Annotated in this window: 23 protein-coding genes; 19 read left to right on the top strand and 4 right to left on the bottom strand. The window is 69.5% G+C overall.

All coding sequences use genetic code 11. From position 1 onward, the window contains the following. The first annotated feature begins 25 nt into the window (after nt 1-25). The 7 genes from ABZU75_RS27815 to ABZU75_RS27785 all read left to right on the top strand — a co-directional run bounded on the left by ABZU75_RS27815 (nt 26) and on the right by ABZU75_RS27785 (nt 8,403). Complete coding sequence (locus ABZU75_RS27815; RefSeq protein ID WP_355560121.1) at nt 26-1,345, top strand: ammonium transporter; 1,320 nt, start codon at nt 26-28, stop codon at nt 1,343-1,345. Then, a complete protein-coding gene (locus tag ABZU75_RS27810; protein ID WP_030906290.1) occupies nt 1,342-1,680 on the top strand; it encodes a P-II family nitrogen regulator in 339 nt (112 codons plus the stop codon). The genes ABZU75_RS27815 and ABZU75_RS27810 overlap by 4 nt, the downstream gene beginning before the upstream one ends. Nucleotides 1,681-1,683: 3 nt before the next feature. Then, nucleotides 1,684-3,960 (top strand): [protein-PII] uridylyltransferase, encoded by a 2,277-nt coding sequence (locus tag ABZU75_RS27805; RefSeq protein ID WP_350930327.1) that lies wholly within the window; start codon nt 1,684-1,686, stop codon nt 3,958-3,960. Between the two features lie 270 nt (nt 3,961-4,230). Then, nucleotides 4,231-7,014 (top strand): nitrate- and nitrite sensing domain-containing protein, encoded by a 2,784-nt coding sequence (locus ABZU75_RS27800; RefSeq protein ID WP_355560117.1) that lies wholly within the window; start codon nt 4,231-4,233, stop codon nt 7,012-7,014. A gap of 5 nt (nt 7,015-7,019) precedes the next feature. Next, a complete protein-coding gene (locus tag ABZU75_RS27795; protein ID WP_355560141.1) occupies nt 7,020-7,433 on the top strand; it encodes a roadblock/LC7 domain-containing protein in 414 nt (137 codons plus the stop codon). Nucleotides 7,434-7,472: 39 nt separating this feature from the next. Then, nucleotides 7,473-7,835, top strand: coding sequence for a DUF742 domain-containing protein (locus ABZU75_RS27790; protein ID WP_355560114.1), 363 nt, complete (start codon nt 7,473-7,475; stop codon nt 7,833-7,835). A 10-nt stretch (nt 7,836-7,845) separates the two neighbouring features. Beyond that, nucleotides 7,846-8,403, top strand: a complete 558-nt coding sequence (locus tag ABZU75_RS27785; protein ID WP_343972082.1) for an ATP/GTP-binding protein — start codon at nt 7,846-7,848, stop codon at nt 8,401-8,403. Between the two features lie 31 nt (nt 8,404-8,434). Here ABZU75_RS27785 and ABZU75_RS27780 read toward each other — a convergent pair whose 3' ends face one another. Next, nucleotides 8,435-9,457, bottom strand: a complete 1,023-nt coding sequence (locus ABZU75_RS27780) for an ABC transporter substrate-binding protein (protein WP_355560111.1) — start codon at nt 9,455-9,457, stop codon at nt 8,435-8,437. A gap of 385 nt (nt 9,458-9,842) precedes the next feature. On the opposite strand from ABZU75_RS27780, the gene ABZU75_RS27775 reads away from it, so the two are divergent. Both ABZU75_RS27775 and ABZU75_RS27770 read left to right on the top strand, forming a co-directional pair. Further along, entirely contained in the window at nt 9,843-12,545 is a 2,703-nt protein-coding gene (locus ABZU75_RS27775; RefSeq protein ID WP_355560108.1) for a nitrate- and nitrite sensing domain-containing protein, read from the top strand. Between the two features lie 2 nt (nt 12,546-12,547). After that, nucleotides 12,548-12,958: a DUF742 domain-containing protein gene (locus ABZU75_RS27770; RefSeq protein WP_350962461.1), complete on the top strand. Its 411-nt coding sequence runs from the start codon at nt 12,548-12,550 to the stop codon at nt 12,956-12,958. Between the two features lie 28 nt (nt 12,959-12,986). On the opposite strand, the gene ABZU75_RS27765 is transcribed toward ABZU75_RS27770, so the two are convergent. Beyond that, nucleotides 12,987-13,946, bottom strand: coding sequence for an SIS domain-containing protein (locus ABZU75_RS27765; protein WP_355560104.1), 960 nt, complete (start codon nt 13,944-13,946; stop codon nt 12,987-12,989). Between the two features lie 26 nt (nt 13,947-13,972). Further along, complete coding sequence (locus ABZU75_RS27760; protein WP_355560101.1) at nt 13,973-14,938, bottom strand: hypothetical protein; 966 nt, start codon at nt 14,936-14,938, stop codon at nt 13,973-13,975. A gap of 313 nt (nt 14,939-15,251) precedes the next feature. Here ABZU75_RS27760 and ABZU75_RS27755 point away from each other — a divergent pair, with 313 nt between their 5' ends. Genes ABZU75_RS27755 through ABZU75_RS27740 form a run of 4 tightly spaced genes read left to right on the top strand, consistent with a single transcriptional unit; the run spans nt 15,252 to nt 19,051 of the window. Then, nucleotides 15,252-16,373 (top strand): spermidine/putrescine ABC transporter substrate-binding protein, encoded by a 1,122-nt coding sequence (locus ABZU75_RS27755; RefSeq protein ID WP_355560098.1) that lies wholly within the window; start codon nt 15,252-15,254, stop codon nt 16,371-16,373. Between the two features lie 29 nt (nt 16,374-16,402). Next, nucleotides 16,403-17,254, top strand: coding sequence for an ABC transporter permease (locus tag ABZU75_RS27750; protein ID WP_355560095.1), 852 nt, complete (start codon nt 16,403-16,405; stop codon nt 17,252-17,254). Continuing rightward, nucleotides 17,247-18,020 carry an ABC transporter permease gene (locus tag ABZU75_RS27745; protein ID WP_355560092.1) on the top strand — a complete coding sequence of 258 codons (774 nt, stop codon included), beginning with the start codon at nt 17,247-17,249 and terminating at the stop codon, nt 18,018-18,020. Before ABZU75_RS27750 ends, ABZU75_RS27745 begins: the two co-directional genes overlap by 8 nt. Next, on the top strand, nt 18,020-19,051 hold the full coding sequence (locus tag ABZU75_RS27740) for an ABC transporter ATP-binding protein (RefSeq protein WP_355560089.1): 1,032 nt from the start codon (nt 18,020-18,022) through the stop codon (nt 19,049-19,051). The genes ABZU75_RS27745 and ABZU75_RS27740 overlap by 1 nt, the downstream gene beginning before the upstream one ends. On the opposite strand, the gene ABZU75_RS27735 is transcribed toward ABZU75_RS27740, so the two are convergent. Beyond that, a complete protein-coding gene (locus tag ABZU75_RS27735) occupies nt 19,045-19,653 on the bottom strand; it encodes a TetR family transcriptional regulator (protein WP_343971971.1) in 609 nt (202 codons plus the stop codon). The two genes, ABZU75_RS27740 and ABZU75_RS27735, sit on opposite strands and share 7 nt — an antisense overlap. A 125-nt stretch (nt 19,654-19,778) precedes the next feature. Here ABZU75_RS27735 and ABZU75_RS27730 point away from each other — a divergent pair, with 125 nt between their 5' ends. The 6 genes from ABZU75_RS27730 to ABZU75_RS27705 all read left to right on the top strand — a co-directional run bounded on the left by ABZU75_RS27730 (nt 19,779) and on the right by ABZU75_RS27705 (nt 26,960). Next, nucleotides 19,779-21,050 (top strand): glycosyltransferase, encoded by a 1,272-nt coding sequence (locus ABZU75_RS27730; protein ID WP_355560085.1) that lies wholly within the window; start codon nt 19,779-19,781, stop codon nt 21,048-21,050. A 34-nt stretch (nt 21,051-21,084) separates the two neighbouring features. Further along, nucleotides 21,085-22,491 carry an aminobutyraldehyde dehydrogenase gene (locus ABZU75_RS27725; protein ID WP_355560082.1) on the top strand — a complete coding sequence of 469 codons (1,407 nt, stop codon included), beginning with the start codon at nt 21,085-21,087 and terminating at the stop codon, nt 22,489-22,491. A 197-nt stretch (nt 22,492-22,688) separates the two neighbouring features. Beyond that, nucleotides 22,689-25,583, top strand: a complete 2,895-nt coding sequence (locus ABZU75_RS27720) for a nitrate- and nitrite sensing domain-containing protein (RefSeq protein ID WP_355560079.1) — start codon at nt 22,689-22,691, stop codon at nt 25,581-25,583. After that, entirely contained in the window at nt 25,580-26,002 is a 423-nt protein-coding gene (locus tag ABZU75_RS27715; RefSeq protein ID WP_030906232.1) for a roadblock/LC7 domain-containing protein, read from the top strand. The genes ABZU75_RS27720 and ABZU75_RS27715 overlap by 4 nt, the downstream gene beginning before the upstream one ends. A 9-nt stretch (nt 26,003-26,011) precedes the next feature. Further along, on the top strand, nt 26,012-26,413 hold the full coding sequence (locus ABZU75_RS27710) for a DUF742 domain-containing protein (RefSeq protein WP_084195143.1): 402 nt from the start codon (nt 26,012-26,014) through the stop codon (nt 26,411-26,413). Nucleotides 26,414-26,420: 7 nt separating this feature from the next. Continuing rightward, nucleotides 26,421-26,960, top strand: a complete 540-nt coding sequence (locus ABZU75_RS27705) for an ATP/GTP-binding protein (RefSeq protein ID WP_350930342.1) — start codon at nt 26,421-26,423, stop codon at nt 26,958-26,960. The last annotated feature ends 22 nt before the right edge of the window (nt 26,961-26,982 follow it).

The following is a 26,982-nucleotide window of genomic DNA, read 5'->3' as shown; positions in this document are numbered from 1 at the left end:
CCAATTGGAAGGAGGGTCGCTTCGCATGGAGATCGATAGCGGCTCCACAGCCTGGATGCTCGCGAGCACCGCACTCGTTCTGCTCATGACGCCAGGTCTCGCTTTCTTCTACGGGGGCATGACCAGGGCGAAGAGCGTTCTCAACATGATGATGATGTCGTGGGTCAGCATCATCGTCGTGACGATCGCCTGGGTTCTCTACGGTCACTCGCTGGCCTTCGACGCCGTCGGGGACGGCTCTGGATTCCTCAACAAGATCATTGGTGGGCTCGACAACATCGGGTTGAGCGGCCTGGTCGAGACGGCGACCAAGGATGACGGCACCGGTATGCCGAGTCTGGTCTTCTCGACGTTCCAGATGACTTTCGCCATCATTACGGTCGCGCTGATCAGTGGCGCGCTCGCCGACCGAGTCAAGTTCGGCGCCTGGGTGGTCTTCGCCCTCGTCTGGGCGACCGTCGTCTACTTCCCCGTGGCCCACTGGGTGTGGGGCGGCGGCTGGCTGAGCACCCTCGGCATCGAGGACTTCGCCGGAGGCACCGTCGTCCACATCAACGCCGGCGCCGCGGCCCTGGCGGTCGCGCTCGTGATCGGCAAGCGTGTCGGCTGGCGCAAGGACCCGATGCGGCCGCACAACCTCACGCTCGTCCTTCTCGGCGCAGGCCTGCTCTGGTTCGGCTGGTTCGGCTTCAACGCGGGCTCCGAGCTCGCCGTCGACGGCACGACCGGCCTGGCGTTCATGAACACCCAGATCGCCACCGCGGTCGCGGCCGGCGCCTGGATCCTCGTCGAGAAGCTCCGCGACGGCCACTCCACCACCCTCGGTGTCGCCTCCGGTGCGGTCTCCGGCCTGGTCGCCATCACCCCGGCCTGTGGTTTCGTCGACCCCTGGGCGGCGTTCGTGATCGGCGCGCTCGCCGGTGTCGCCTGTGCCTACGCGGTCGGCCTGAAGTACAAGCTCGGCTACGACGACTCCCTCGACGTGGTCGGCGTTCACATGGTCGGCGGTGTCGTGGGCGCGGTGGCGCTGGGCTTCGTCGCCGCCTACCCGTTCGCCGACGGTCAGGAGAAGGGCCTCTTCTACGGCGGTCCGATCTCCCAGCTCGGCGTGCAGGTGCTCGGTCCCGTCGCGGTCGGCGCCTACTCCTTCGTCGTCTCCTGGATCATCGCGAAGATCATCGACAAGACGATGGGCTTCCGCATCACCCAGGAGCAGGAGATCGCCGGCGTCGACATCACCACCCACGCCGAGACCGGTTACGACCTCGGCACCATCCACTCCTCGGGTGTCGCGGCCGTCAACGGTCCGGTTTCCACCCCGGCGTCTAAGAAGGTGGACGCATGAGACTCATCACCGCGATCATCAAACCGTTCAAACTGGACGATGTGAAGGCGGCCCTGGAGCAGTTCGGGGTCAAGGGCATGACGGTCAGCGAGGCCAGCGGCTACGGCCGCCAGCGCGGCCACACCGAGGTCTACCGGGGTGCCGAGTACCAGGTCGACCTGGTGCCCAAGGTCCGCCTCGAAGTGCTCACCGAGGAGGACGACGCCGAGGACGTCATCGACGTCATCGTCAAGGCCGCGCAGACCGGCAAGATCGGCGACGGCAAGGTCTGGTCCGTTCCTGTGGACACGGTGATCCGCGTCCGCACCGGGGAACGCGGACCTGAGGCGCTCTAACCGGTGAGAGGCGACACTCGCTCGTACGCCGCGGCCCGTAAGGAACGGGCCGCGGACATCGACCGCTGGCTGACGGATCTGGTCAGGACCGCCTGCGGCACGCCGTACGGGCACAACGGGGGAATGACGAGAAACGACGAGCGCGGCGCCCTCAGCGGAGTCGCGCTCGTCGCGGTTGGGAGTCTGGGCCGCTCGGAGCTCGCGCCGGGCAGTGACCTTGACCTGGTCCTGCTCCACGACGGACGAGATGATGTGGCGCGTATCGCCGACCGCATCTGGTATCCGATCTGGGACTCCGGGATCGGCCTCGACCATTCGGTGCGGACCGTGGACGAGGCGGCGAGGGTGGCCAGGGAGGACCTCAAGGCGGTCCTCGGGCTGATCCAGGCCCGGCACGTGGCGGGAGACCAGGAGCTGACGCGGTCGGCACGCGAGGTCGTGCTCGCCGAGTGGCGGGCCGACTCCCGGCGCCGCCTGGGCGAGCTGCGCGATGCCGCGGACAAGCGGGCGGAGGCGAGCGGGGAGCTGGCGTTCCTGCTCGAACCCGACATCAAGGACTCCCGCGGCGGCATCCGTGACGTGCAGGCGATGCAGGCCGTGGCGGCGGCCTGGGTCGCCTCGGCTCCCGGCCCGCGAGTCCGCGAGGCCTACGAGCTGCTGCTCGACATCCGGCACGGCCTGCACCTGGTGACCGCCCGAGGTGCCGACCGGCTGGTGCTCCAGGAGCAGGACGCGGTCGCCGGGATTCTCGGCCTGCTCGACGCCGAGGCGCTGATGCGCAGGCTCGCCGAGGCCGCCAGGACCATCGGGCACGCCTTCGACGCCACCTGGCGGACCGTCGACCGGCTGCTGACCGGTCCCACCCCCCGTGGCCGCCGCCCGCTCGCCGACGGCGTCGTCGAGCACGGCGGAGAGGTCGTGCTGGCCCGCGGGGTCAACCCCCGCAAGGACCCGACCCTCGTGCTGCGCGCCGCCGCCGCGGCGGCCGAAGCGGGGCTGCCGCTGGCGCCCGCCACGGTCAGCACGCTGGCAGCCCAGTCGCCGCCACTCCCCGTGCCCTGGCCGGACGAGGCACGCGATGCCCTGGTGGCCCTGCTGGGCGCCGGGCGTGCGGCCGTGCCGGTCTGGGAGGAGCTGGACCAGGCGGGGATGCTGGTCCGCCTGCTGCCCGACTGGGAGCGGGTGCGACACCGCCCGCAGCGCAACCCGGTGCACCGCTACACGGTCGACCGGCACCTGATCGAGGCCGCCGCCGGGGCCGCCTCGTTCACCCGTGAGGTCTCCCGGCCCGACCTGCTGCTCATATCGGCGCTTCTGCACGACATCGGTAAGGGATACCCCGGCGACCACTCCACCACCGGCGCCGTCGTCGCCCGCGACATCGGGACCCGGATGGGCCTGCCCCCGGCGGACGTCGACACCCTGGAGACCGTGGTCCGCCACCACCTCCTGCTGCCCGAGACGGCCACCCGCCGCGACCTGGACGACCCGGTGACCATCTCCCGGGTGGCCGAGGCCGTCGGTACGCGCGAGGTGCTCGAACTGCTGGCGGCCCTCGCCGTGGCCGACGGCCACGCCACCGGGCCCGCCGCCTGGAACTCGTGGAAGGCCTCACTGGTCACCGATCTGGTACGCCGGGTCCGTTCGGCGCTCTCCGGCACTCCGCTGCGGCCCGCGCCCTCGCTCTCGGTGGAGCAGGCGTCCCTGGCCCGACACGGCGGAGGCGCCGTGCGGATCAACGGGGGAGCGGTCACCGTGGTCGCGCCGGACCGCGCCGGGCTGCTCTGGCGTGCGGCCGGGGTGCTGGCCGCGCATCGGATGGTGGTCCGGGCCGCGTCGGCGGCCTCGGCGGGGGCGACCGCCGTGATCGAGTTCTCGGTCGTTCCCGAGTACGGCTCGCCGCCCGACCCCGCGACGCTGGAGGCCGACCTGCGGCTGGTCCTGGCCGGCCGCCTCGACATCGAGCAGCGCCTCGCCAGGAGGAGCAGGTCGATGCGCCCGGCCCGGGTGCCGGTGGCGCCGCCCAGGGTGAACCTGGTGGATGACGCGTCGAACACCGCGACGGTCATCGAGGTGCGCGCCCATGACCGTCCGGGACTTTTGTGGCGGATTGGTAGAGCATTTGGTGAATGTGGCCTTGACGTACGGGCTGCCCGTGTGGAGACTCTCGGCGCAGAGGCGGTGGACGTCTTCTACGTGGTCGACAGAGCCGGCCGTCCACTGACCGACGAGGTCCAGCGAGCTCAGATACGGGACCAGGTGCTGGCTGCCCTGCGGTAGCCGCGGATGATCGCCCCCTCGTCGCCTTCGTAACGATTAAAGGCGATATGTCGGTTTTGTCGATTCTCTCACGTGACCTTGTGGTCTGATGTTGTTCATCTGTGTCGTGATTGAGGGGTAGCGAGAGCTGTGGCGACGGCGACATCCGATAACGGGAGTGCTTCGGCACCCGACCGTGGCAAGCGGCCTGCCGCCCGGTTCGGCCTGAAGAACTGGCGTGTCCGTTCGCGTCTGACGGCTCTGATCCTGGTGCCGACCACAGTGGGTGTCGTGCTCGCGGGCACGCGCGTGGTGGCCTCCGTCGACAGCGTCGCCGGATACCAGCGGACCGCAGCCGCGGCGGAGTACTCCGGCGGTCTTCGGGATCTGGCCCAGGCGCTCGGGTTGGAACGTGACAGAGGTGCCTGGGCATCGTTCCAGCCTTCGGACAAGGGGTTGAAGGAGAGCGAGGAGGCCCAGCGGAAGGTGGTCGACGCACTGGCCAAGAAGGTGCTGGTGGAGGTCCAGGCGATCGACGACTCCTACGGCCCCCGAGCCGTCGAGGCGGCCAGGAGCGTCGCCTACCAGCTGGAAGGCCTTCCCGAGCTGCGCCGCCTGCCGGGCACGACCCGGGTGGAACGTTACAGCCACATGATCGCCCCGTTGCTCAAGCTCCACGAGGAGCTCACGCTGGTCAGCGACGATTCGGAGATCATCGGCAACACCCGCGCGCTCAGTGCCCTGGCGTACGCCAAGGAGGAGGTCTCCAAGCAGCGCGCCCGCCTGCTGGCCGGTTACTACGCGCCCTCGCTGATCAACCCGCAGGAGATCGAGAAGTTCATCGCCTCCCGTTCCCGGATGAACGAGTTCGAGGCGGACTTCAGCGTCGAGGCGAGCCCGGCCAACGGCCAGCTCCTCGCCAGCGCCATGATCGACGAGAGGGTGTACCGGGCCGAGCTGACCAAGTCCAGAGCGATCGTGCTCGCCGGCGACCCCCGGCACACCGGACGGCTGCTGTCGGGTTCCAACGATGTCAAGCAGTGGTTCTCGGACAACACCGCGGTCCTCGACCTGATGCGGAAGGTCGAGACCAGGGTCGCCGATGACGTGGTCGCCAGGGCCCGGATGCTTGAGGACACCGAGCAGCGCAACGCGATCATCACGTCCGCCCTGATCCTGCTCCTGCTCCTGCTGGTGCTCGGCCTCACGGTGGTCATCGCCCGCTCGATGGTGACGCCGCTGCGCCGCCTGCGAGCCGAGGCGCTGGAGGTCGCGGGCTTCAGGCTTCCCGAGGTGGTGCAACGGCTACGGGTCTCCGGCGACACCAGGACACCCGAGATCGCCCCCATCCCGGTCGAGAGCACCGACGAGATCGGCGAGGTGGCCAAGGCCTTCGACGAGGTCCACCGGCAGGCCGTTCGCCTGGCCGCCGAGGAGTCCGAGCTCCGCTCCAACGTCAGCGCGATGTTCGTCAACCTGTCGCGTCGCACGCAGACCCTGGTCGAGCGGCAGATCTCGCTGATCGACGGCCTGGAGAAGGGCGAGGAGGACGGAAACCGCCTGGCCGACCTGTTCAGGCTCGACCACCTGGCCACCCGCATGCGGCGCAACTCCGAGAACCTCCTGGTCCTCGCCGGTCACGAGCCGCTCCGCAGGCGCAGCAAGCCGGCCAAGCTCGTCGACGTCGTGCGCGCCTCCCTGTCGGAGGTCGAGGACTACGATCGGGTCCAGGTCAGGGTGCACCGTACGATCTCGGTCGCGGGCAGCGCCGCCAACGACATCGTGCACCTGGTCGCCGAGCTGGTGGAGAACGCCATCCAGTTCTCCCCCCGGGCCAGCCGGGTCGTGGTCTCCAGCAGTGCGATCGAGGGCGGCGGTGCGCTGCTCGCGGTCAGCGACCCGGGTATCGGCATGACTCACGAGGAACTGGTCGAGGCGAACCGCAGGCTGGCGGAGCCGCCCGTGGTCGATGTCTCGGTGTCGCGGCGGATGGGCCTGTTCGTGGTCGGCCGCCTGGCCCTGCGGCACGGCATCCGGGTGCAGTTGCGCCCGCAGGAGGGCGGCGGCCTCGTCGCCATGGTGCTGCTCCCGCCGGAACTCGTCACTCAGGAGGGCCAGCCGGTGCGGACCCCCTCCTGGGGTGCGGACTCCTGGGGGGCGGAGCAGGCGGCCTCGGGGGACTTCTCCGTCCAGGCGCCCATCGGTCGCCCGCCCGTCCAGCAACCCTCGTACGGGCAGGATTCGTTCGGGCAGAGTTCTTTCGGTCACAGCTCCTTTGGGCAGGGGGCGTTCGGGCAGGCGTCCACCCCGGACGCACCCTCGTTCGGCTCGACCTCGCTGCCCGGTGACCACTTCGCCGCGGAACGGCAGGCCTCCGCAGGTCAGGCGGACTCGTCCGGTGCTCCGGCAGGTGGCACGCCACTGCCCAAGCGCCAGGTCGGCGGGCTGAAAGGCGGCGGGGGTGTCCCCACCCAGGGATTCTCCTCATGGGGTGAGTCCTCATACGAGTACGAGTACGAGAACCCGGCGGGGGCGATGCCCACGGCGGGCGTCTCCCCGCTCGAAGCCGAGCAGGAGGAGTACCTGCCCATCTTCGCCTCGGTCGAGTCGGCCTGGTTCCGCCGGGCGGAAGGTCCGGCGGAGGGCGGGGTGCCCGCGCCCCTTGCGCCGGCGAGCACGTCCGGCGAGCAGTCCACGCCACCGGCGGGTGTACCGGTCCACCAGGCGGCTCACGAGCCGGTCTCACCCTCGGTGGGAGCGGAGGCGGAGCGATCCGCGACGGCGGGCGACCCGGACGGCTGGAACACCCCGTCCGACGCCGGCTGGCGGGCCGCCCAGGCGGTGAGCGACCCCACCCTCGGCGGGATCACCGCCGCGGGTCTGCCCAAGCGCACTCCCCGGGCGAATCTCGTACCGGGCACGGCCGCTCCCACGCCGTCCGGCCCGGCGCCGTCCATGTCCCCGGACAGGGTGCGCAACCGTCTGACGAGTTTCCAGCAGGGGGTGCGACGAGGTCGCGCCGAAGTAGCCGACACCACTACCAGGAGCCTTACCGACAAGGAGGATGGCTCGTGACGACCCTGAGTCATGAGGCACGCAGGTTCGACTGGCTGATCACCGAGTTCGTCCGCGGCACGCCCGGTGTCGCGCACGCGGTGTGCGTCTCCGCCGACGGGCTGAGAATCGCCAGTTCGGAGGGATTTCCGGCCGACAGGGCCGACCAGCTCTCCGCGGTCGCCGCGGGTCTGCTCAGCCTGACCGTGGGGGCCTCCCGCGTGTTCGACGGAGGTACGGTCACCCAGACCGTGGTCGAGATGGAGCGCGGCCTGTTGCTGGTCATGGCGATCAGCGATGGTTCCGCGCTCGCCGTGCTGGCCTCCTCCGACTGCGACATGGGTCTGGTGGCGTACCAGATGACCCTGCTCGTCGAGCGGGCCGGTCAGGTGCTCACCCCCGCGCTCCGCGCCGAGCTACAGTCCCTTCGGGGTCGGTAGTGACCGGGGCCGTGCCGGGTTTGTTCAGGGGAGGGGTCAGTGCGGGGGATTGACGGAAGCGAGGACGACGAGCCGCTGTTCCGGCCGTACACCGTCACCGGTGGCAGGTCGGAGCCCCGTTTCCATCTGGCCATGGAGACGTTGGTCTCCTCTTCCTTCATCATGGAGGAGGACCTGGCTCTGCTCACCCCCGAGCAGGATGCGATCATCAGGCTCTGTCGCTCGTACCGCTCTGTGGCTGAGATCTCGGCTCTGCTGAAGGTCCCGCTCGGCGTGGCCCGCGTTCTGGTGGCGGATATGGTCGACGAGGGCTTCGTCCGCATCCATCAGCCGCGTCTTGATGAGGGACAACCGGATCTCAACATGCTCGAAAGGGTTCTCAGTGGACTTCGCAGGCTCTAGCCAGGGTGGCCTGACGTCAACGAAAATCGTTGTCGCGGGCGGGTTCGGCGTCGGCAAGACCACGTTCGTGGGGGCGGTGTCGGAAATCCTGCCGCTGACCACGGAGGCGGTGATGACCGACGCCAGCGCCGGGATCGACGACCTGGGGCTGACTCCGAACAAGACCACCACCACGGTCGCGATGGACTTCGGTCGTCTTTCGCTGGACCGCGACCTGATCCTGTATCTGTTCGGCACGCCCGGCCAGCACCGGTTCTGGTTCATGTGGGACGACCTGGTCCGCGGCGCGATCGGCGCGGTGGTCCTGATCGACACCCGGCGGCTGGCCGACGGCTTTCCGGCGATCGACTACTTCGAGGAGGCCAAGCTCCCCTTCCTGGTCGGCATCAACGGCTGGAACGGAGAGTTCCCGCACAACGAGGACGAGGTGCGCGAGGCTCTGACGCTGGCCCCGCACATCCCGGTCGTGCGGACCGACGCCCGCTCCCGGGACTCCGTCAAGGGCACGCTGATCACTCTGGTCGAGCACGTTCTGCGGGTCCGCGCGGCCTACGGCACGTCTGTGTAGCCCTCGCCGCATCCGGATGGGGTGGGAGGCGTCAGTCGGGTAGCCACTCCTTCCAGATGATCTTATTCGCGTCGATCCACTTCCGGGCCGCCCGGTCGGCGTCGAGGCCGTTCTCCGTCATGTCGTTCGCCACCGTGTTCTGCTGGTCGTTCGTCCAGGCGAAGTTCCTCACCAGCTCGTAGGCCCTGCCGCCGGTGTCGGCGAACCGCCTGCTCACGATCTTGTCGAGCAGGTAGGGCGGGTAGTCGCACTTCACCTTGGCGGGGTCGGCGTCGCAGCCGATCGCGTACGGCGGAAGATTGACCTTCACCAGCTTGATCTGGGTGAAGAGCCACTGCGGCTCGTAGAAGTACATCAGCAGCGGGGTACGGTCGCGGGTCGCCCGTCTGGCGGCCTCGATCAGTGCTTTCTCGCTGCCCGCGTAGACGACCTTGTAGTCGAGGTCGAGATTGCGCACCAGAGCCTCGTCGTGCGTGACATATGAGGCGTCCCCGTCAAGAAGTTGACCTGAATTGCCCGACTTGTCGGTTTTGAAGAGATGGGCGTACTTGTTGAGCTGTCGCCAGTCGGTGATGTCTGGATACTCGTCCACCATCCACTGTGGGACGTACCACCCGATGACACCCCTGCTGCCGTTTCTTCCCGCGGAGATCGCGACCTTTTTCTCCTCGATGTAGGTCTGCTTCTCCGCCTCCCGTCCCCAGTTCTCCACGATCACGTCCACCGTGCCCTTTTCGAGGCCCTCCCAGGACTGGGCCTCGTTGAGCTTGACCGTCTGCACCGGATAGCCGAGTTCCGCGGTCAGCAGCCGTCCGAGGACCGCGGCGCCGGCCTCGTAGCCCGCCCAGCCGTTGACGGCGATCCGCACCGGCCCGCCGTCGGCGGCCGGTGTGGACGGCCGCTCGCCCGTGCACGCGGTGAGCGGCAGGACCAGCGCGGTGACCGCACCGAGCGCCGCGACGCGGGTGAGCGTCGAGAGGCGGCCGAGTGCCGGAGGGTGGCTGGGCGGGCGCGGTCCGTGAACCTGGCTCGCGGCGTCGCCGGGTGTGGCCACGTTCTCCTCCAGGGCTCGTCACTCGGATCCGGTGAACCGGGGACGTGGTGGACTGCGGGCGTAGGAGGTCACGATATGGGGTGACTGTCATGACTCACAATGCTGCGATCTTCCGGAGACGGCGCGCTTCCGTCCAGCGCTGCTGAACCGCCGAATGGAACGATGCAAGCGGTCAGGTAAGCCGGGAAATGCGTAATAAGGGTATTCGGGCGACTGAAACTGATGTTCCAGTAGTAGCTGGGGCTCCAGGCTCTAGTCACCACTTCACCAGAAATACGCATTTATTGAGCTGTGTTCGCTTGGCCGCATAGGTCGAGATGTGCTCGAATTGCCGGGAACCGCGGGAAATTCGACCAGGGGTTCATCCACCGAGAGGCAGCGTTCGGTGAGCACACAGAGGATCCAAGACGCGGGCAGCGGCCTACGCCCGCGGAACTGGCGGGTGCGTCGGCGCCTCGTCGCGCTCATCCTGGTGCCCACGATCGCCGCGGTGCTGCTCGGCGGGGTCCAGGTGTTCGCCTCGATGAGTGCCTCGGGCGACTACCGGCGGATCAACGACCTCGCCCGGCTCTCCGGCCACGTCGGCGCGCTCACCCACGAACTGGCCGAGGAACGTGACCACACCGCCTGGTTCATCGCCCTCGGCCGCCCCGCGAGCGGGGTGGAGAACGTGCAGGCCCAGATGGACCTGGTCGACGGTGTCGTGATACGCGTTCGCGAGAGCGGCGCCCTGCTCGGCGGGGAGGTGAGCGGCCGTGCCCGGGACGAGGTCGAGGCCGCGATCACCCGCCTGGACGACCTCCCGCCGCTGCGTACCCAGGCCCTGGGGTCGACGCTGCTGCCCGACGCGGTCATCGCCGCCTACAGCCTGGTCATCGCCGATCTGATCTCCCTCCACGACGAGCTCGGCAAGGGCACGGCCGACGACGTCCTGTTCGGCCAGGCCCTGACCCTGGACGCGCTCGCCCGTGCCAAGGAGGCGGTCTCGTTCCAGCGGGCGCTGCTGACCGTGGTGCTGGTGGCGGGGCGGTTCGAGCAGGAGCAGATGGAGCAGTTCCTCGGCGCGCTCTCCACGGAGCGCAACGAGAGGAAGACCTTCGCCGCCGAGGCCGGAAGCCGGGACCGCCGCCTCTTCGACGAGGCGGTCAACGGCCGTACCGCCGACCGCGCCGAGTTCCTCCGCGAGCTGGTCCTGCTCCGCGCGGCCTCCGGTATCTCGCTGAAAGGGCTGGACCTGGCGGAGAAGGACGACGCCAAGGAGTGGTACGACGCGGCCACCGTCGTCGTCGACCACATGCGCGGGGTCGAGGAACGGCACGCCCGGGACATCGTGGTACGCAGCCAGCAGCTCGGTGACGCCGAGCAGAGGCATGCCCTGATGGTCGCCATGGCCGTCGTCACCCTGCTGGCGCTCGTGCTGGTGATCACCATCTGGGTGGCGCGCTCGCTGGTCAGCCCGCTACGGCGGCTGCGCGGGGAGGCACTGGAGGTCGCCGGGGAGCGGCTGCCCGCGTACGTCCAGCGGGTCCGCGAGTCGCGCGAGGGGGAGGTCGTCGCGGACGTGCCGCCGATCGGGGTGCTCTCCCGAGACGAGATCGGTGAGGTCGCCAGGGCGTTCGACGAGGTGCTCAGGGAGGCGGTGCGGCTGGCGGGCGACGAGGCCAAGCTGCGCAACACGGTGAACGCGATGTTCGTCAACCTCTCCCGGCGGAGCCAGAGCCTGGTGGAACGCCAGCTCAGCCTGGTCGAGCGGCTGGAGCGCGGCGAGCGCGACGACCAGCGGCTGGCGGACCTGTTCAAGCTCGACCACCTCGCCACCCGCATGCGCCGCAACAGCGAGAACCTGCTCGTCCTCGCCGGGCAGGAGGTGGCGCGGCGCTGGAGGCAGCCTGTCGAGCTGATGGACGTGGTCAGGGCGTCGCTGTCGGAGGTGGAGAACTACGAGCGGGTGACGAACCGGGTCCAGTCGGAGGTCGCCGTCGCGGGCCCCGCGGTGAGCGACGTGGTCCACCTGCTGGCCGAGTTGGTGGAGAACGCCGTCTCGTTCTCGCAGACGAAAACCAAGGTCACGGTGTCCAGCAGCCGGATCGAGGGCGGAGGCGTGATGATCTCGGTGACCGACCAGGGCATCGGCATGACGCTCGACGAGCTCGCCCAGGCCAACTGGCGGCTGGCCAACCCGCAGGCCGCCGACGCCTCGGTCGCCCGCCACATGGGTCTGTTCGTGGTCGGCCGTCTCGCGCTCAAGCACGGCATCCGTGTCCAGCTCCGCCCCCAGGGGACCGGCCTGACCGCGATGGTCCTCCTCCCGGAGACACTCCTCGTCACGCCGCCCCCCGCGCCCCAGCAGGTCGGTTACCCGCGGCTCCCCGCCGCCTTCCCCGCGGGCGTCGCGCCCCTTGCCGGCCCGTCGTTCCCGCAGGCTCCCGGCACGGGGCCGCCCGGTGCCGAGGGCCTGCCCCCGAGGGTTCCCGTGCTCGCGGCGCCCCCCGCGCAGACGTGGCCCGCACCCGCGTGGGACGGGCGGCCGGACGCGAGCGCGCCGAGCGTGTGGAGTCCGCCCCCGGAGCGGTCCCGCCCGCAGGGGGAGTTCCCGGCGCCGCACCCCGGCCCGCTCGATCCCCTTCCCCGTCCGGCCCGGGCGGACGAGACAGGGCCGTTGCCCAGGGTGGGGACCTCGCCGCCGGCGAAACAGGACGACTTCCTGCCGATCTTCGCCTCGGTCGAGTCCGCCTGGTTCAGGATCACCGCCTCCAGGGATACCGGTGCGGCCACGGGCGACCCCGCTCCGGAGAGCCCCCGGGACGAGCCCGAGCCGTGGTCCTCGCCCGGTGACGGGGGCTGGCAGGCCGCCCAGGCGGCGAGCGCACCCGCACACGGCGGTACGACCGGGGCCGGCCTGCCCAAACGCACCCCCAGGGCGAACCTGGTGCCCGGCTCGGTGGCGCCGCTCGCGCGGTCACAGCCGAACCCGACCCCGGGGCCGGCCGCCGCCCCGGTCTCGGCCGAGCGGCTCCGCGAACGGATGTCGAGCTTCCAGCAGGGCGTGCGCAGGGCGCGCAACGAGCTCCCGAACCAGGACCGGTAGCCGTGCGGGCCGACAACTCCGACGGCGGGCAGGACGGGCGCTTCGGGTACGAGCCGGAGTACGGCGAACCGGTCGAGGAGGAGAGCTCGCTGGTCCGGATGTACGCCGTGACCGGAGGGCGGATCGTGCCGAGCGCCAAGCTCGCCATGGAGGCGATGGTCTCGACCTCGACCCCGGCCCAGCTCGGCCTGTCCTACATCCGGGAGTACCGCCTCATCAGCGATCTGTGCCGCCGGGTCCGCTCGGTCGCGGAGATCTCCGCCCTTCTCGGCGTCCCGCTCGGCGTGACCCGCGTCCTGGTCTCCGACATGGAGTCCGAGGGCCTGGTGCGGATCCACCACCCCAAGGTCGACGCGGCGGGTCCCGGTCCCGACCTCCTCGAACGCGTCCTCAGCGGCCTCGACCAGATCTGAGGCCCATCGTGGGCCCGCTGTGGGCGGGTCAGCTCGGGGCGAGCCACCACCTGGCGGCGATGAGCTCGGCCACCAGGGTCTCGGTCAGGAGCGCCACGTCGGGGTCGTCGTCGTGGCGGTAGCGGACGGCGGCCTTGGCGCCGGGGAGGTCGCCGCCGACGGCCAGGACCGTGGAGCCGCGCTGCCGGATCCAGTCCATGGCCTGCTCGTCGTAGCGAGAACCGGGGAACAGGATGGCGCGGTAGTCCAGGGTCTTGGTGAGGTAGACGTCCACGTGGGCCCAGTCGCCGGTCTCGCACGCGTCGGCCGCCCTGCGCGGCCCCTCCCGGAACATCAGGGCCGACTGCTCGGCGGAGGACAGGTGCTCGGCGGGGGCGATCGTGTAGACGCCGTGCGGGCCGTCGAGCAGTGCCGCCGCCGGCTCCAGCCACTCGTCGCGGCGCTCCAGCAGATCGGCGGTGGCCTCGGCCGTACGGCGGAGCAGTGCGGGTGAGTCCCCGCCGGAGGCGGTGAGGCGGTTTCCGAGTGCCAGGAGCAGGGCGAGGGTGTGCTGGAAGGTCCGGCAGGCCACGCCGCCGCGCTCCTCGCCGGCCAGCATCGGGACCACCAGGTCGGCGCCCTCGGTGACCGGCGAGCCCGGCGCGTTGGTCAGCGCGAGGACGAAGGAGCGGCCACGCACGCGGGCGACCGCGTCGAGGGTCTCCCTGCTGCCACCGGTGGCGGAGATGGCGACCACCAGGGTGTCCGGGCTCGGCGGGTAGGTCAGGGCGGCGGAGGCGTACTCGGCCACCGCGTCCACCCCGGCGGCCCGCAGGCGCAGCGCGGCCACCCGGGCGGCGTACCGGGAGCTGCCCATGCCAAGGAAGACCACCCGCCGGATCCCGGAGGGGACTCCGGCGAACAGGTCGCCGGCCTCCAGGGCGCTCGCCAGGCCGGTCAGCGCGGCGGGCTTGGCCTCCAGATCGGTGAGGTACAGCTCGGGAATCACGTGCTCTCCTTCATCGGTTTCAACGGTCACCGGTAGCGGGACCGCAGTACGCCCATCGGGGCGTAGCGCCAGCGGGGGAGATGCCGGGCGGCGTAGACGAGCTCGCGGCACTCCTGTTCGATCTCGAACGGGCGCAGCAGGGAACGGTCCAAAAGACCGGCGTGGCCCAGCTCGGCCAGGCGGTCCGAGTAGGCCGACTCCAGGGTGGCGCGGGCCGCGACGGCCCACTCGGCGATCATCGCCGGATCGGCGTCGCGGCGCCTGACCGCGACCTGGCCGACGTGTTCGAGGCTCGTGGTGAGCTGGGCGAGGTCGCGGGCGGCGGGCTGGAAGGGGGCGGCGTCCGCGACGGTCGGGTTGCCGTCGAAGTCGATCACCGCGTACCCGTCCCGCCAGCGGAGCATCTGGCCGACGTGCAGGTCGCCGTGGATGCGGATCAGCGGGGTGGCGCCCGCGGCGGCCAGCGGAGCCAGGCCGGCGCGGAGCGCGCCGGCGTGGGCCGCGAGCCACTCGCCGTCCTCGCCGTCGGTCAGTGCCAGCGCCTCCTCCAGTGCCTCGCCGGCCCGGAGCGACCACGGGCCCTCCGCCGTACGTACCGGGTCGGGGAAGGTCGCCGACGGGGTCGCCATCGCCGCGTGCAGGTCGGCCGAGAGGGCGCCCAGGTCGGCGGCGAAGGAGGTGCCGAAGGAGACGGCCTCGTCCACGCACCACTCCCAGCCGTCCCTCGCCTCGGGGAGGTAGGCGGTGACGAGGGCGAGCAACATCTCGGAGCCGTCGTCCGCGCGCCGGGAGAGGGCCGCGTAGGGCGTGGCGGTCGCGGTGAAGCCGACCGATGTCAGGTGCGCGAACATGTCGGGCGCGGGCGCCGGGAGCGGCACGGGCGGGGTGAGCCATTTGACAACCACCCTCTCGCCGACGACCACCGAGTGGTTGGTCTGGTCGACGTCGAACCCGCGCTCACCCGTCCCGACGGTTCCGTCGATCCATGACAATTGAGTGTCGGTTGAGAAAATCGTGGCAGCCGGGGAGGGAAGTGGATGGAACCTGCGCACCCTGAAGGGGGAGGGATCCACACTGGTCAGAGCGTCAAGGAGGGCACTGCTCCGTCCGTCGCCGGCTCGGGGAACCGTGTCGAGCCGGTTCCAGATTGAAGCTGGATTTAACAAACGGACCCAACTTTCCAGGGGTGATGTCGTGGGAAGTCTTGCTCAAGATAATGTTGACTGCAACACTCCTGCTTTGGTCTGCCGTGTCCCCAACGGCCGGTCTACCCCACTTACACTGAATTCTGAAGGAGTAGCGGCCGTGTCCCGCACTCGGTACCCCCGTAATCTTCCGGCTGCCGCGCTGGCCGTCGGCCTCGCGCTCGCAGTCTCGGCATGTGGCGGGGAGGCCGCGGACACCGCCGCGCCCGCTGCCAGTGCCTCATCGGCGCAGCTCAACCCGAACGCCGACCTTTCCAAGCAGAGCATCACCATCTCCGTCTGGGACGGCTACACCCCCAAGGAGCTGGCCACCGAGGTCAAGGACAAGCTCAAGACCGACCTCAAGGTCACGCTGCACGCCACCAACGAAGAGATCATGGCGAAGCTCACCGGTGGCGCCGACACCGGGCTCGACGTGGCCTTCGTCTCCGGTCAGTACGCCCAGGCGCTCAACGAGGCCGGGCTGCTGGAGCCGCTCCACCCCGAGCTCATCCCGAACCTCGCGAACCTCTACCCCGAGGCCAAGGAGCTCTCCTACGACAAGGGCAACGTCTTCTCGGTTCCCTATACCTGGGGCACCACCGGCATCTGCTACCGGACCGACCTGGTGAAGACCGCTCCGGCCAGCTGGAACGATCTCCTCAACCCGCCGGCCGACGCGGTCAAGAAGGTCACCATGATGACCACCGAGCGCTGGCTGGCCCTGCCCGCCATCAAGGCACTCGGCTACTCGGTCAACACCAAGAGCGACGAGGAGCTCGCCAAGGTCAAGGCAAAGCTGCTGGAGGCCAAGCCCAAGCTGCTCAAGTACGACGACACCACCTTCGGTGAGCTGCTCAAGAGCGGCGAGGCCGTGATGGTCGAGGCGTGGGACGGCTGGTGCCCGACCACCGAGAAGAACATCAAGTTCGTGGTGCCCAAGGAGGGCAGCGACCTGTGGGTGGACACCATGGTCGTGCTGAAGTCCTCCAAGAACAAGGAGGCGGCACACGCCTTCATCAACTACATCCTGGACCCGAAGGTGCACGGCTGGGCCGCGGAGAACATCCTCTACAAGGTCCCGAACAAGGCCGCGATGGACGCGATGAACCCCGAGCTCAAGGCCGCCAACGCCCCGCTGCAGATGAGCCCGTCCGACCTGCTCAAGGGTGAGTCGATCATCGACCTGGGCGAGGACTCGCTGAAGTTCACCAAGCTCGCGACCGAGGTCTCGGCAAAGTAGTGACACGCTCCACCGGTTCCGGCGCGTCCGTGCGATCACGGGCGCGCCGATCGCGTGCCCTGGGAAGGCTCGTCTTCCTGGGGCCCGGACTGACATACCTGATCGTCCTGCTGGTGATCCCGCTGGCGCTGCTCATCAGCTTCACGGTGTTTCGCAGGGGCCGCTTCGGCGGCGTGGTCTACGAGGCGACGGGGGAGAACTTCACCCGTCTGCTCGACCCCCTCTATCTCGACGTGCTGATCGGCTCGCTGAAGCTGGCCGCGATCGCCACGCTGATCGCCCTGCTGGTCGGCTACCCGACGGCCTACCTGATCGCCCAGCTGCCGTCGAAGTGGAAGACGATCGCGCTGGTCGCGGTCGTGCTGCCGTTCTGGACCAACTTCCTGGTGCGCATCTACGCCTGGATCGTCCTGCTGAGCGGTCCCGGGCTGGTCAACAGCACCCTGATGGACCTGGGACTGATCGACAAGCCGCTGGAGCTGCTCTACAACCAGGGCACCATCGTCACCGGCCTGGTGTACTCGTACCTGCCGCTGATGGTCCTGCCGCTGTACGCGGCGATCGAGAAGCTGGACCCGCAGCTCCGCGAGGCGTCGGCCAACCTCGGCGCCGGGCCCGTCCGCACGTTCGCCTCGGTGACGCTGCCGCTGACCCTGCCGGGTGTGTTCACCGGTTGCCTGTTCGTGTTCGTACCGAGCTTCGGCAACTTCATCATCCCCGAGCTGCTCGGCGGTGGCCGTTCCATCATGGTCGGCAACCTGATCAGGGACCAGTTCCTCAAGGCGCGCGACTGGCCGTTCGGGTCCACCCTCGCACTGGCGCTCATCGCCGTGCTGATCGTCCTGCTGCTCGCGCAGGCATGGAGTGCCCGACGTGCGTAGACCCCGACTGCTGTACGTCCCCTTCTGGGCGACCTACGTCTTCCTCTACACGCCGATCGTCGTGCTCGTCGTGATGTCCTTCAACGCCGGCGAGTCCCCCTACGTCTACGAGGGCTTCAGCCTGAAGTGGTACGGCACGCTCGCCGAGAACGCCGACATTCGCCAGGGCCTGGTCAACACGTTGATCGTCGCGGTGGGCTCCACGGTGCTGGCCACGGTGCTCGGCACCCTGCTGGCCGTGGGCCTGGCCCGCCACACCAGGTCGCGGGCGCTGGACGCGCTCGGCGTGCTGCCGGCCGTCCTGCCCGACCTGGTGCTGGGCATCGGCCTGCTGGTGTTCTACGCCACGATCAAGTCGACCCTCGGGCTGCACTCGGTGCTGCTGGCCCACACGGTGTTCGGCATGGCGTTCGTGACCGCGGTGGTCCGCACCCGGCTCACCCACGCCGACACCTCCCTGGAGGAGGCGTCCAGGGACCTGGGGGCGACGCCGTTCACCACGTTCCTCCGGATCACGCTGCCGCAGCTGGCGCCGGGCATCCTGGCCGGCGCGCTGCTCGCGTTCACCCTCTCGATCGACGAGTTCGTCATCGCGTTCTTCACGGCGGCGCCCACCACGCCGACCCTGCCCATCGTCATCTACTCAATGGTCCGCTTCGGGGTCACCCCCGAGATCAACGCCCTGGCCACGCTGCTGCTGCTCGTGAGCTTCACCGCGGTGATCGTGACCCAGCGGATGACCCGACTGACGGAGTCGCTGTCCTAATGCTGAAGATCACGGGTGTCAGCCGCCGGTTCGGTGACGTCACGGCGCTGTCGGACGTCTCCCTGGAGATCCGGCAGGGCGAGTTCTTCGCGTTGCTCGGCCCCAGCGGCTGCGGTAAGACGACACTCCTGCGGATCCTGGCGGGCTTCGAGTCGCCCGACGAGGGCACCGTCACGCTCGACGGCGACGACCTGCTCGGCCAGGCGGCCCACCGCCGCCCGGTCAACCTGATGTTCCAGTCGTACGCGCTCTTCCCGCACATGACCGTGGCCAAGAACGTCGCGTACGGCCTGGAGCGGGAGAGGCTGGGCAGGGCGGAGGTCCGCGGCCGGGTCGACGAGGTCCTGGAGAAGGTCGGGCTGGAGACCATGGCCGGACGCAGGCCGCATCAGCTCTCCGGCGGCCAGCGGCAGCGGGTCGCGCTCGCCCGCGCGATCGTCAAGCGGCCGCGCCTGCTGCTGCTGGACGAGCCGCTGTCCGCGCTGGACAAGAAGGTGCGCGCGGAGATGCAGCTGGAGCTCAAGCGGCTCCAGAACGAGGTCGGCATCACCTTCGTCGTGGTCACCCACGACCAGGAGGAGGCCATGTCGCTGGCCGACAGGATCGCGGTCTTCAACGCCGGTGGGGTCGAGCAGGTGGACGCCCCGGTGGAGCTGTACGAGCACCCGCGCACGCCGTTCGTCGCCGGCTTCGTGGGGGCCAACAACATCTTCGAGGGCAGGGCCTGCTCGGTCGGCCTGGCCGGCGAGGAACTCGGCATCCTTCCCGGGACGTCGGACCTGCCCGACGGCACGCCCGCGTTGCTCGCCGTACGGCCGGAGCGGGTCAGGCTGGACGACGAGGGCAAGGGCGTGCTGAGCGGCGAGGTCGTCGACGTGAGCTTCTACGGCGGCGTCTCGCACGTGTCGGTACAGGTGAGCGGGCGCCGGCAGCCCGTGCTGGTGGCCACCCAGGGGGCCACCCAGGTCCAGGCGGGTTCTGAGGTGGCGCTCGGCTGGGCCGAGGGGGACGGAGTGCTGATCCCTCAATGAGACGAGTTGAGCGGGTGGTTCGTCGCGGTCCTGGCGTAGTCGAGGATGAGTTCCGCCGCCTCCTGCGGGCCGATCACCGGGTGGCGGGCCGTTATGCGATAGCCGTACGCGTCCTCGAGCGCGACCAGGTTGCGGGCGATGAGCAGGGAGTCGCCCGACAGCGTGAAGGTCTCCAACGCGGCCCCGGTGTCCAGGATGCTCTGGTAGAGCGAGACCTGGCGGTCGTAGAGAGTGGTCAGCAGCAGGGCGTACATCCTGTTGCGGGGCGCGGCTCCGCCGAGCTCGTTGAGCAGCCGGACGTCCGGGTCGTCCGGGCCGTGCGGCAGCCCCGAGCGGACGGTCACGACAAGTTTCTCCGCGGGGTCACGCATGCCTTTGATCCGCTTGAGTCGCTGCTCGTAGAAGCGTTCCATCCCGGCGTGGTGGGCGTCGACCAGCAGTTCGCTGAGACGCGGGTAGTGGTACAGGACGGCCCCGGAGGTGAGCCCGGCCTCCTCCGCGACATGGTTGAGGTGCACTCCCTCGGTGCCGTGCCGGATGATCGCCCGATGTGCGGCCGCGATGAGATCCAGGCGCCGGTCCGCCCGTCCCTTGCGCGTCATATTCCCCCGCTCGTTGAAAACCACGCTCTGTGCCGGGGTCCATAGTGACCGTTTTCTAGAATTTTTGCTAGCCGAGAATTACACCATTCTTCAAAAGCCGCAACCTCTAGACGTAAGGAGGCGTGATGTCTCTCACGATCCTGTTCATGCCGGAGAGCGCCTACGGGCCGACGAACAACTGCATCGGCATCGGTGACATTCTTCGTAAGCGTGGGCACAGAGTCGTTTTCGCAGCTGAGGCCTCCTGGAAGGGGAAATTGGAGGCCCTCGGATTCGAGGAGGACCTGGTCGATCTCGCGCCTCCGGCAGAAGAGGAGCAGGACGCCGGGCAGTTCTGGAAGGACTTCATCAGGGACACCGCACCGGAATACCGGAAGTCCACTCTGGAGCAGCTGGAGACGGTCACCAAGCCGATCTGGGAGGCGCTTATCGACGGCGCCAAGTACTGCGAGCCTCAGTTGAAGGAGATTATCGAGCGCGTCCAGCCGGACGTCATCGTCGAGGACAACGTCATCACCTTCCCGGCGCTGCTGACGGCGGGCAAGCCGTTCGTCCGGATCGTCTCCTGCAACCCGCTGGAGGTGCGCGGCGAGGGCGTCGCCCCGGTCTTCTCCGGGCTGCCCGCCGACGACCGGTCGCAGTGGGGTGCCTTCAACGCCGAGTACGGCCGCACCCACCGCGAGATCTGGACCGCCTTCAACGAGTGGGTCGTCGAGCAGGGCGCCGACCCGCTGCCGGACCTGGACTTCATCCACGAGGGTGACCTCAACCTCTACGTCTTCCCCGAGATCGCCGACTACGTCGACGCCCGGCCGCTGGGCGACTCCTGGCACCGCCTGGACTCCTCGGTGCGCGAGACGGACGGCGGCTTCGAGCTCCCCGCGTCGCTGGCCGGGCGGGACGGCTCGCTGGTCTACTTCTCGCTGGGCTCGCTCGGCTCGGCGGACGTCTCGCTCATGCAGCGGGTCATCGACGTGCTGGCCACCACCCCGCACCGCTTCATCGTGTCGATGGGTCCGCTGCACGAGGAGATCAAGCTGGCCGACAACATGTGGGGCGCCGAGTTCGTCCCGCAGACCAAGATCATTCCTATGGTCGACCTGGTCATCACGCACGGCGGCAACAACACCACCACCGAGGCGCTGCACTTCGGCAAGCCGATGATCCTGCTGCCCCTGTTCTGGGACCAGTACGACAACGCGCAGCGCGTCCACGAACTCGGCTACGGTGTGCGCCTGTCCACCTACACCTTCTCCGACGAGGAGCTGACCGGCGCGCTGGACAGGCTCCTGGGCGACGGCGCGCTCCGCGAGCGCCTGGCAGCCGCGGGCGAGGAGGTCCGCGGGCGGGACGGCCTGCGCAGGGCGGCCGACCTGATCGAGCAGGCCGGCGCCTGACGGCTCTCCGCACCACCACGATGAGGGAAGTTCCATGGGCAAGTTGATCAATCCGGCGACCGGCGAGCTCCTGGAGGAGATCGCCGACACCCCGATCGAGGAGGTGGCCGCCGCCGTGCGGCGGGCCCGCGTGGCGTTCCGGGAATGGAGCGCCGCGACCCCGGCCGAGCGGGCCAGGGTGCTGCTGCGCTTCGCCGATCTCGTCGAGGCCGACGCCGAGGAGCTCACCCGGCTGGAGGTCGTCGAGACGGGCAAGCCCGCGGCGGTCTTCCGCGACGGCGAGCTGCCGTTCGCAGCGGACAACCTCCGCTTCTTCGCCGGGGCGGCCCGTTCGCTGGACGGCACCGGTGCGGGGGTGCTCAGCTCCGGCTACACCTCGGTGCTGGTGCGTCGTCCGGTGGGCGTCGTCGGATCGATCGCTCCGTGGAACTTCCCCCTGGTCATGGCGGTGTGGAAGATCGGCCCCGCGCTCGCTGCGGGGAACGCGGTGGTCATCAAGCCCGCACCGCAGACGCCGGGCACCACGCTGCGGATGGCCGAGCTGTTCGCCCGGGCCGGCGCGCCCGACGGCCTGCTCCAGGTGGTGCTGGGCGGCGCCGAGGTGGGCGAGGCCCTCGTCACCGACCCGGGCGTCGACATGGTGAGCGTCACGGGCTCCACCGCGACCGGCCGCGCGGTCATGCGCGGTGCCACGGGCTCCCTGAAGCGGGTCCACCTGGAGCTCGGCGGCAAGGCTCCGGCGCTGGTCTTCGGTGACGCGGACCTGTCCGAGATGGCCAGGGGCGTCGCGATGGGCGCCACCTACAACACCGGCCAGGACTGCACGGCCGCGACTCGCGTCTACATCTCCCGGGAGGTGTACGACGAGGCGGTCGAGGCGCTGCACGCGACGCTGGCGCGGGTCAGTGTGGGCGACCCCTGGGATCCGGCCACCGACATCGGCCCGCTGATCTCCGCGGTGCACCGCGACCGCGTGCACGGCTTCGTGGAGCGGTCCGTCGCCGCGGGCGCCTCCGTGCTCTGCGGCGGCGCCCCGCTCGAAGGGCCCGGGTTCTACTACCCGCCCACGCTGGTTTCCGGCGCGACCCAGGACAGTGAGATCGTTCAGGGTGAACTTTTCGGTCCGGTACTGGTCGCCCTGCCCTTCGACGGAGAGGACGAGGCGGTCCGGCTGGCCAACGACACCGTCTACGGGCTGGCCTCATCGGTCTGGTCCAGGGACGTGGCCAGGGCGCTGCGCGTGTCGCATCGGCTCGATGTGGGCGTGACCTGGGTGAACGACCATCTGCCCATCGCCTCTGAGGCGCCGCACGGCGGGGTCAAGGGGAGCGGCTTCGGCAAGGACATGAGTCAGGAGGCGGTTGGGGAATACTCTGTGACCCGCCACCTGATGATCAAGCACCAGGCTCCGGAGGTGAAGGATTCCTTCCGGCCGGCCTGAAAACTTTGTAGCCGTATGTCCTTTTTGCGGGGATTTATCGGCATTTACTCCATTCGAAGTGACATAAAGGATGTGCTCAAATTGCTTTCGCCGCTTCCAAATCCGGCGAGGGGTTACGTAGGCCAGTGATGACACAAGACCGCCGGAGCCACCGCGCGTCAGGGGTGGGCAGTCGACTCCTGCCGGCGAACTGGCGCGTGCGTCCCCGTCTGGTCGCGCTGATCCTGCTCCCGACCGCCGCGGCCGTCCTGCTCACCGGACTTCAGCTGACCACCGCCCTCGCCACGGCCGGTGAGTACCGCCGGATGACCGAGGTCGCCTCACTGGTCGAGTCGCTCGGCACGCTCGCTCACGAGATGGCCGAGGAGCGCGACCTCACCGCCTGGTACGTCGCCGGCGCCACTCGCTCCCGGCTCACCAAGGTCAGGGAGCAGCGTGGGGTGGTCGACCGGAGCAGCAAGCAGACGCTGGCCGCCATGGAGGACCTCGACGAGTCGCAGGCGGTCCGCGTCCGTACCGAGGTCGCCCAGATCCGCCGCTGGCTCAACGGTCTCCCCGGCCTGCGCAGGCTGATGACCGACGGCAGCGTGCTGCCCCGGGCGGCCCTCGGCATGTACTCGCGGATGATCACCGACTTCATCACCCTCCACGACGACCTGGGCCGCAGCGGCGGCGACGAGCGCCTCATCGGTGACGCGCTCGCGCTGGGCGCGCTGACCCGGGCCAAGGAGCAGGTCGCCAGGCAGCGGGGCACCCTCCTGGTCAGCTTCCTGGACCGCAAGTTCGACTTCGACGACCCCGCCGACCTGCTGGGCGCGTACCGGAGCCAGCTGAGCGAGGAAAACGCCTTCCGGGCGACCGCCTCGGCCGCCGAGATCAAGCGCTTCCGTGACGTGGTCAACGGTCCCAAGGTCGACCAGGCAGACTCCATGCGCGCCCTTGTCATGTCCCTCATGCGGGAGAACAAGCCGCTGGAGCGGATCGGCGGCGGCTGGCTCAGGAGCGCCGACACCTGGTACACCGCCTCCTCCGCGATCGTGGACAACATGCGGACCGTCGAGCGCGGCCTGTCGGCCGCGGTGGTCGCCCGCAGCCAGGAGATGGAGAGCGCCGAGCAGCGCAGCGCCGCGATCTCCGGTGTCTCGATCCTGGTCCTGCTGGTCCTGATCCTGCTCATCACCGCCTGGGTGGCCGGCACGCTCGTCCGGCCGCTGCGCAAGCTGCGCAGCGAGGCGCTTGAGGTGGCCGACACCAGGCTGCCCGAGACCGTCCGGGTGCTGCGGGAGTCCGGAGACCACGCTCCGAACATCGAGGTGCCCTCCATCGGGGTGGCCTCCCGTGACGAGATCGGGGAAGTGGCCAGGGCCTTCGACGAGGTCCACCGCGAGGCCATCCGGCTGGCGGGTGACGAGGCCCGGCTGCGAAGCAACATCAACGCGATGTTCGTCAACCTCTCCCGGCGCACCCAGTCGCTCGTGGAACGCCAGATCGACCTCATCGACGACCTGGAGCAGGGTGAGCAGGACGAGAGCCGGCTCGGCAGCCTCTTCAAGCTGGACCACCTGGCCACCCGCATGCGCCGGAACTCCGAGAACCTCCTGGTCCTCGCCGGTCAGGAGCAGAGCCGCCGGTGGAGTGAGCCGGTTCCGCTCAGCGACGTCGTCCGCGCCTCGCTGTCGGAGGTCGAGAACTACGAGCGGGTGAACCTCCGGGTCGAGTCGGGCATCTCGATCATCGGCCAGGCTGTCAACGACGTCGTCCACCTGGTCGCGGAGCTCGTCGAGAACGCGATCTTCTTCTCGCCGCAGGACACCAAGATCACGGTGACCAGCAACGGCAACGAGATGGGCGCCGTCATCCTGGCGGTCACCGACGCGGGCATCGGCATGAGCGACGAGGAACTGGCCGAGGCCAACCGCCGGCTGGCCGAGCCTCCCGCGGTGGACCTGTCGGTCTCCCGCCGGATGGGCCTGTTCGTGGTCGGCCGCCTGGCCATGCGCCACGGGATCAGGGTCCAGCTCAGGCGCCCGGAGACCGGCGGCCTGAGCGCCGTCGTGCTCCTGCCGGTGCAGGTGGTGGCCCAGGGCACGGTGATGCCCGAGATGGCGATGGCCGGGCAGGGCGGTATGCCGTCCGGTTCCTTCGGCGGTCCCGCAAGCTCGTTCTCCTCGGTGAACCCCGACCCGTTCGGCTCCGCTCCGAACCCGGACCCGTTCGGGACCGGCGCCGGGCGCGGCGGCCGGCCGCCGGTCGGCCTCGGACAGCCCGCCCAGGCGCCGCCTCAGACGCCTCCCCAGGTGCCGGCGCCGATGTCCGGGGATCTCTGGTCGGGGCCGGTGGTGCCCGCCTCCGCGGTGGAGGACCTGTGGTCGTCGCCGCTGGCGTCGACCCCGGCGCCGTCGTTCCCCTCGGCCTGGCCCGAGACCTCCTCGTCCGATCTGTGGACACCGCAGCGGCTGGAGCCGGTGGAGAACACCCAGGCCCTTCCCGCGGTCGAGGTCTCGCCGACGGAACCGGAGCCGGAGGAGTTCCTGCCGATCTTCGCGGCGGTGGGGTCCGACTGGTTCCGCAGCAGCACGTCCGTCGCACCCGAGCCGGAACAGGAGCAGGAGGCAGAGCCCGATCCCGAGCCCGTCGCCGAGGCCAGGCCCCGGCTGCTGGAGCAGCGGGTCAGGCGGGGTCCGCAGGGACTGGAGACCCAGAACTTCCCGCAGATCTCGCACTCCGCGCCGCAGCCTCAGCAGCAGGCACAGCCGCCGCAGCAGCAGGCACAGCCGCCCAGGCCGGCCGCGCCCGCGGCCGACAGGCAGCCGTGGAGCACCCCCTCGGATCAGGGCTGGGCGGCCGCCGAGGTCGCCAAGAAGCCGGTGGAGGGCGGCGTGACCGGAGCGGGCCTTCCCAAGCGGGTGCCCAAGGCGAACCTCGTTCCCGGAGCCGCCTCGGCGGCACCGGCTGCGCCGGCCCCCTCGATGCCGCCGATATCGGCGGATCGGGTGCGCAGCCGCCTGTCCAGTTTCCAGCAAGGCGTACGGCAGGGACGCGCTGAGATGAGCGAGCGCGCCAAGGCCGTCGAGGGAGAGAACCAGCAGTGAACAACCAACTCAGCCAGGCCGCCCGCGGCTTCAACTGGCTGATCACCGAGTTCGTCAAGGAGATGCCCGGAGTGGCGCACGCGGTGATCGTCTCCGCGGATGGGCTCCCGCTGGCCTACTCCCAGGGGTTTCCCAAGGACCGGGCGGACCAGCTCGCCGCGATCACGGCCGGTCTGATCAGCCTCACCCAGGGCGCCTCACGAGTCTTCGAGGGTGGTCCTGTGGCACAGACAGTGATCGAGATGCAGCGGGGCCTCCTGCTGACCATGTCGATCAGCGATGGTTCCGCGCTGGCCGTACTGGCCTCGCCGGACTGTGACATGGGCCTGGTGGCCTACCAGATGACACTGCTCGCAGAGCGTGCCGGGCAGGCGCTTACGCCTGCGCTACGGGCCGAACTGCAGTCGGTTCAGCGATAGGGGGGTGATATGGACGCACCAGGTTGGCGTGGACCGGGGGAGGAACCCCAGAACACGTCTCAGGCCAAGAGCGGGCGAGACCGGTTGATTCGCCCGTACGCTGTGACCGGGGGCAGGACCGCCCCCCGGATGCAGCTGGCTCTCGAGGCACTGGTCTCCTCGGCGACGCTGGCGGGGGTGGATCCCGCCACGCTCTCCACGGAATATCAGGCGATCATTTCGTTGTCCCGGCAGGTGCGCTCGGTTGCCGAGCTCTCTGCCCTGTTGCGCATGCCACTTGGCGTGACCCGGGTACTGATCGCGGACATGGCGGCCGAGGGCCTGGTGCAGATCCATCAGCCGTCGCTGGATGCGGGTAAGCCGGATCTCAATTTGCTTGAAAGGGTGCTCAGTGGGCTTCGCAGGCTCTGACGCCGGGATGACGTCGACGAAGATCGTCGTCGCCGGCGGGTTCGGTGTCGGCAAGACGACCTTTGTCGGCGCGGTCTCCGAGATCATGCCGCTGACCACGGAAGCGGTGATGACAGAGGCCAGCGCGGACGTCGACGACCTCTCGCACATCCCGACAAAGCGAACCACCACGGTCGCCATGGACTTCGGCCGGGTCTCGCTGGACCGCGACCTGATCCTGTACCTGTTCGGTACGCCGGGTCAGCACCGGTTCTGGTTCATGTGGGACGACCTCGTGAAGGGTGCGATCGGTGCGATCGTGCTCGTCGACACCCGGCGGCTGGCCGACAGCTTCCCGGCGATCGACTACTTCGAGGAGGCCGGACTGCCGTTCGTCGTGGCCCTCAACGGGTTCGGCGGATCGCACATCCACGGTGAGGAGGAGGTGCGGGAGGCTCTGACGATCGCCCCGCACATCCCCGTCGTCCGGACCGACGCCCGGTCCAGGGACGCGGTGAAATCGACCTTGATCACCTTGGTCGAGCACGTCCTCACACTCAGGGTCTGATCTCCTGGCGCGGGTCTCGCCC

The organism is Streptosporangium sp. NPDC005286 (genome assembly GCF_040607515.1).
Classification (GTDB): domain Bacteria; phylum Actinomycetota; class Actinomycetes; order Streptosporangiales; family Streptosporangiaceae; genus Streptosporangium.
The sequence above is the reverse complement of the archived record's forward strand: the minus strand, read 5'-3'. Positions and strand labels throughout refer to the sequence as shown.

Coding starts and splice junctions, on each gene's coding strand:
- ABZU75_RS27705 (WP_350930342.1), top strand. CDS start 26,421: ATGACGTCGACGAAGATCGTCGTCGCCGGCGGGTTCGGTGTCGGCAAG.
- ABZU75_RS27710 (WP_084195143.1), top strand. CDS start 26,012: ATGGACGCACCAGGTTGGCGTGGACCGGGGGAGGAACCCCAGAACACG.
- ABZU75_RS27740 (WP_355560089.1), top strand. CDS start 18,020: ATGCTGAAGATCACGGGTGTCAGCCGCCGGTTCGGTGACGTCACGGCG.
- ABZU75_RS27730 (WP_355560085.1), top strand. CDS start 19,779: ATGTCTCTCACGATCCTGTTCATGCCGGAGAGCGCCTACGGGCCGACG.
- ABZU75_RS27725 (WP_355560082.1), top strand. CDS start 21,085: ATGGGCAAGTTGATCAATCCGGCGACCGGCGAGCTCCTGGAGGAGATC.
- ABZU75_RS27815 (WP_355560121.1), top strand. CDS start 26: ATGGAGATCGATAGCGGCTCCACAGCCTGGATGCTCGCGAGCACCGCA.
- ABZU75_RS27735 (WP_343971971.1), bottom strand. CDS start 19,653: ATGACGCGCAAGGGACGGGCGGACCGGCGCCTGGATCTCATCGCGGCC.
- ABZU75_RS27810 (WP_030906290.1), top strand. CDS start 1,342: ATGAGACTCATCACCGCGATCATCAAACCGTTCAAACTGGACGATGTG.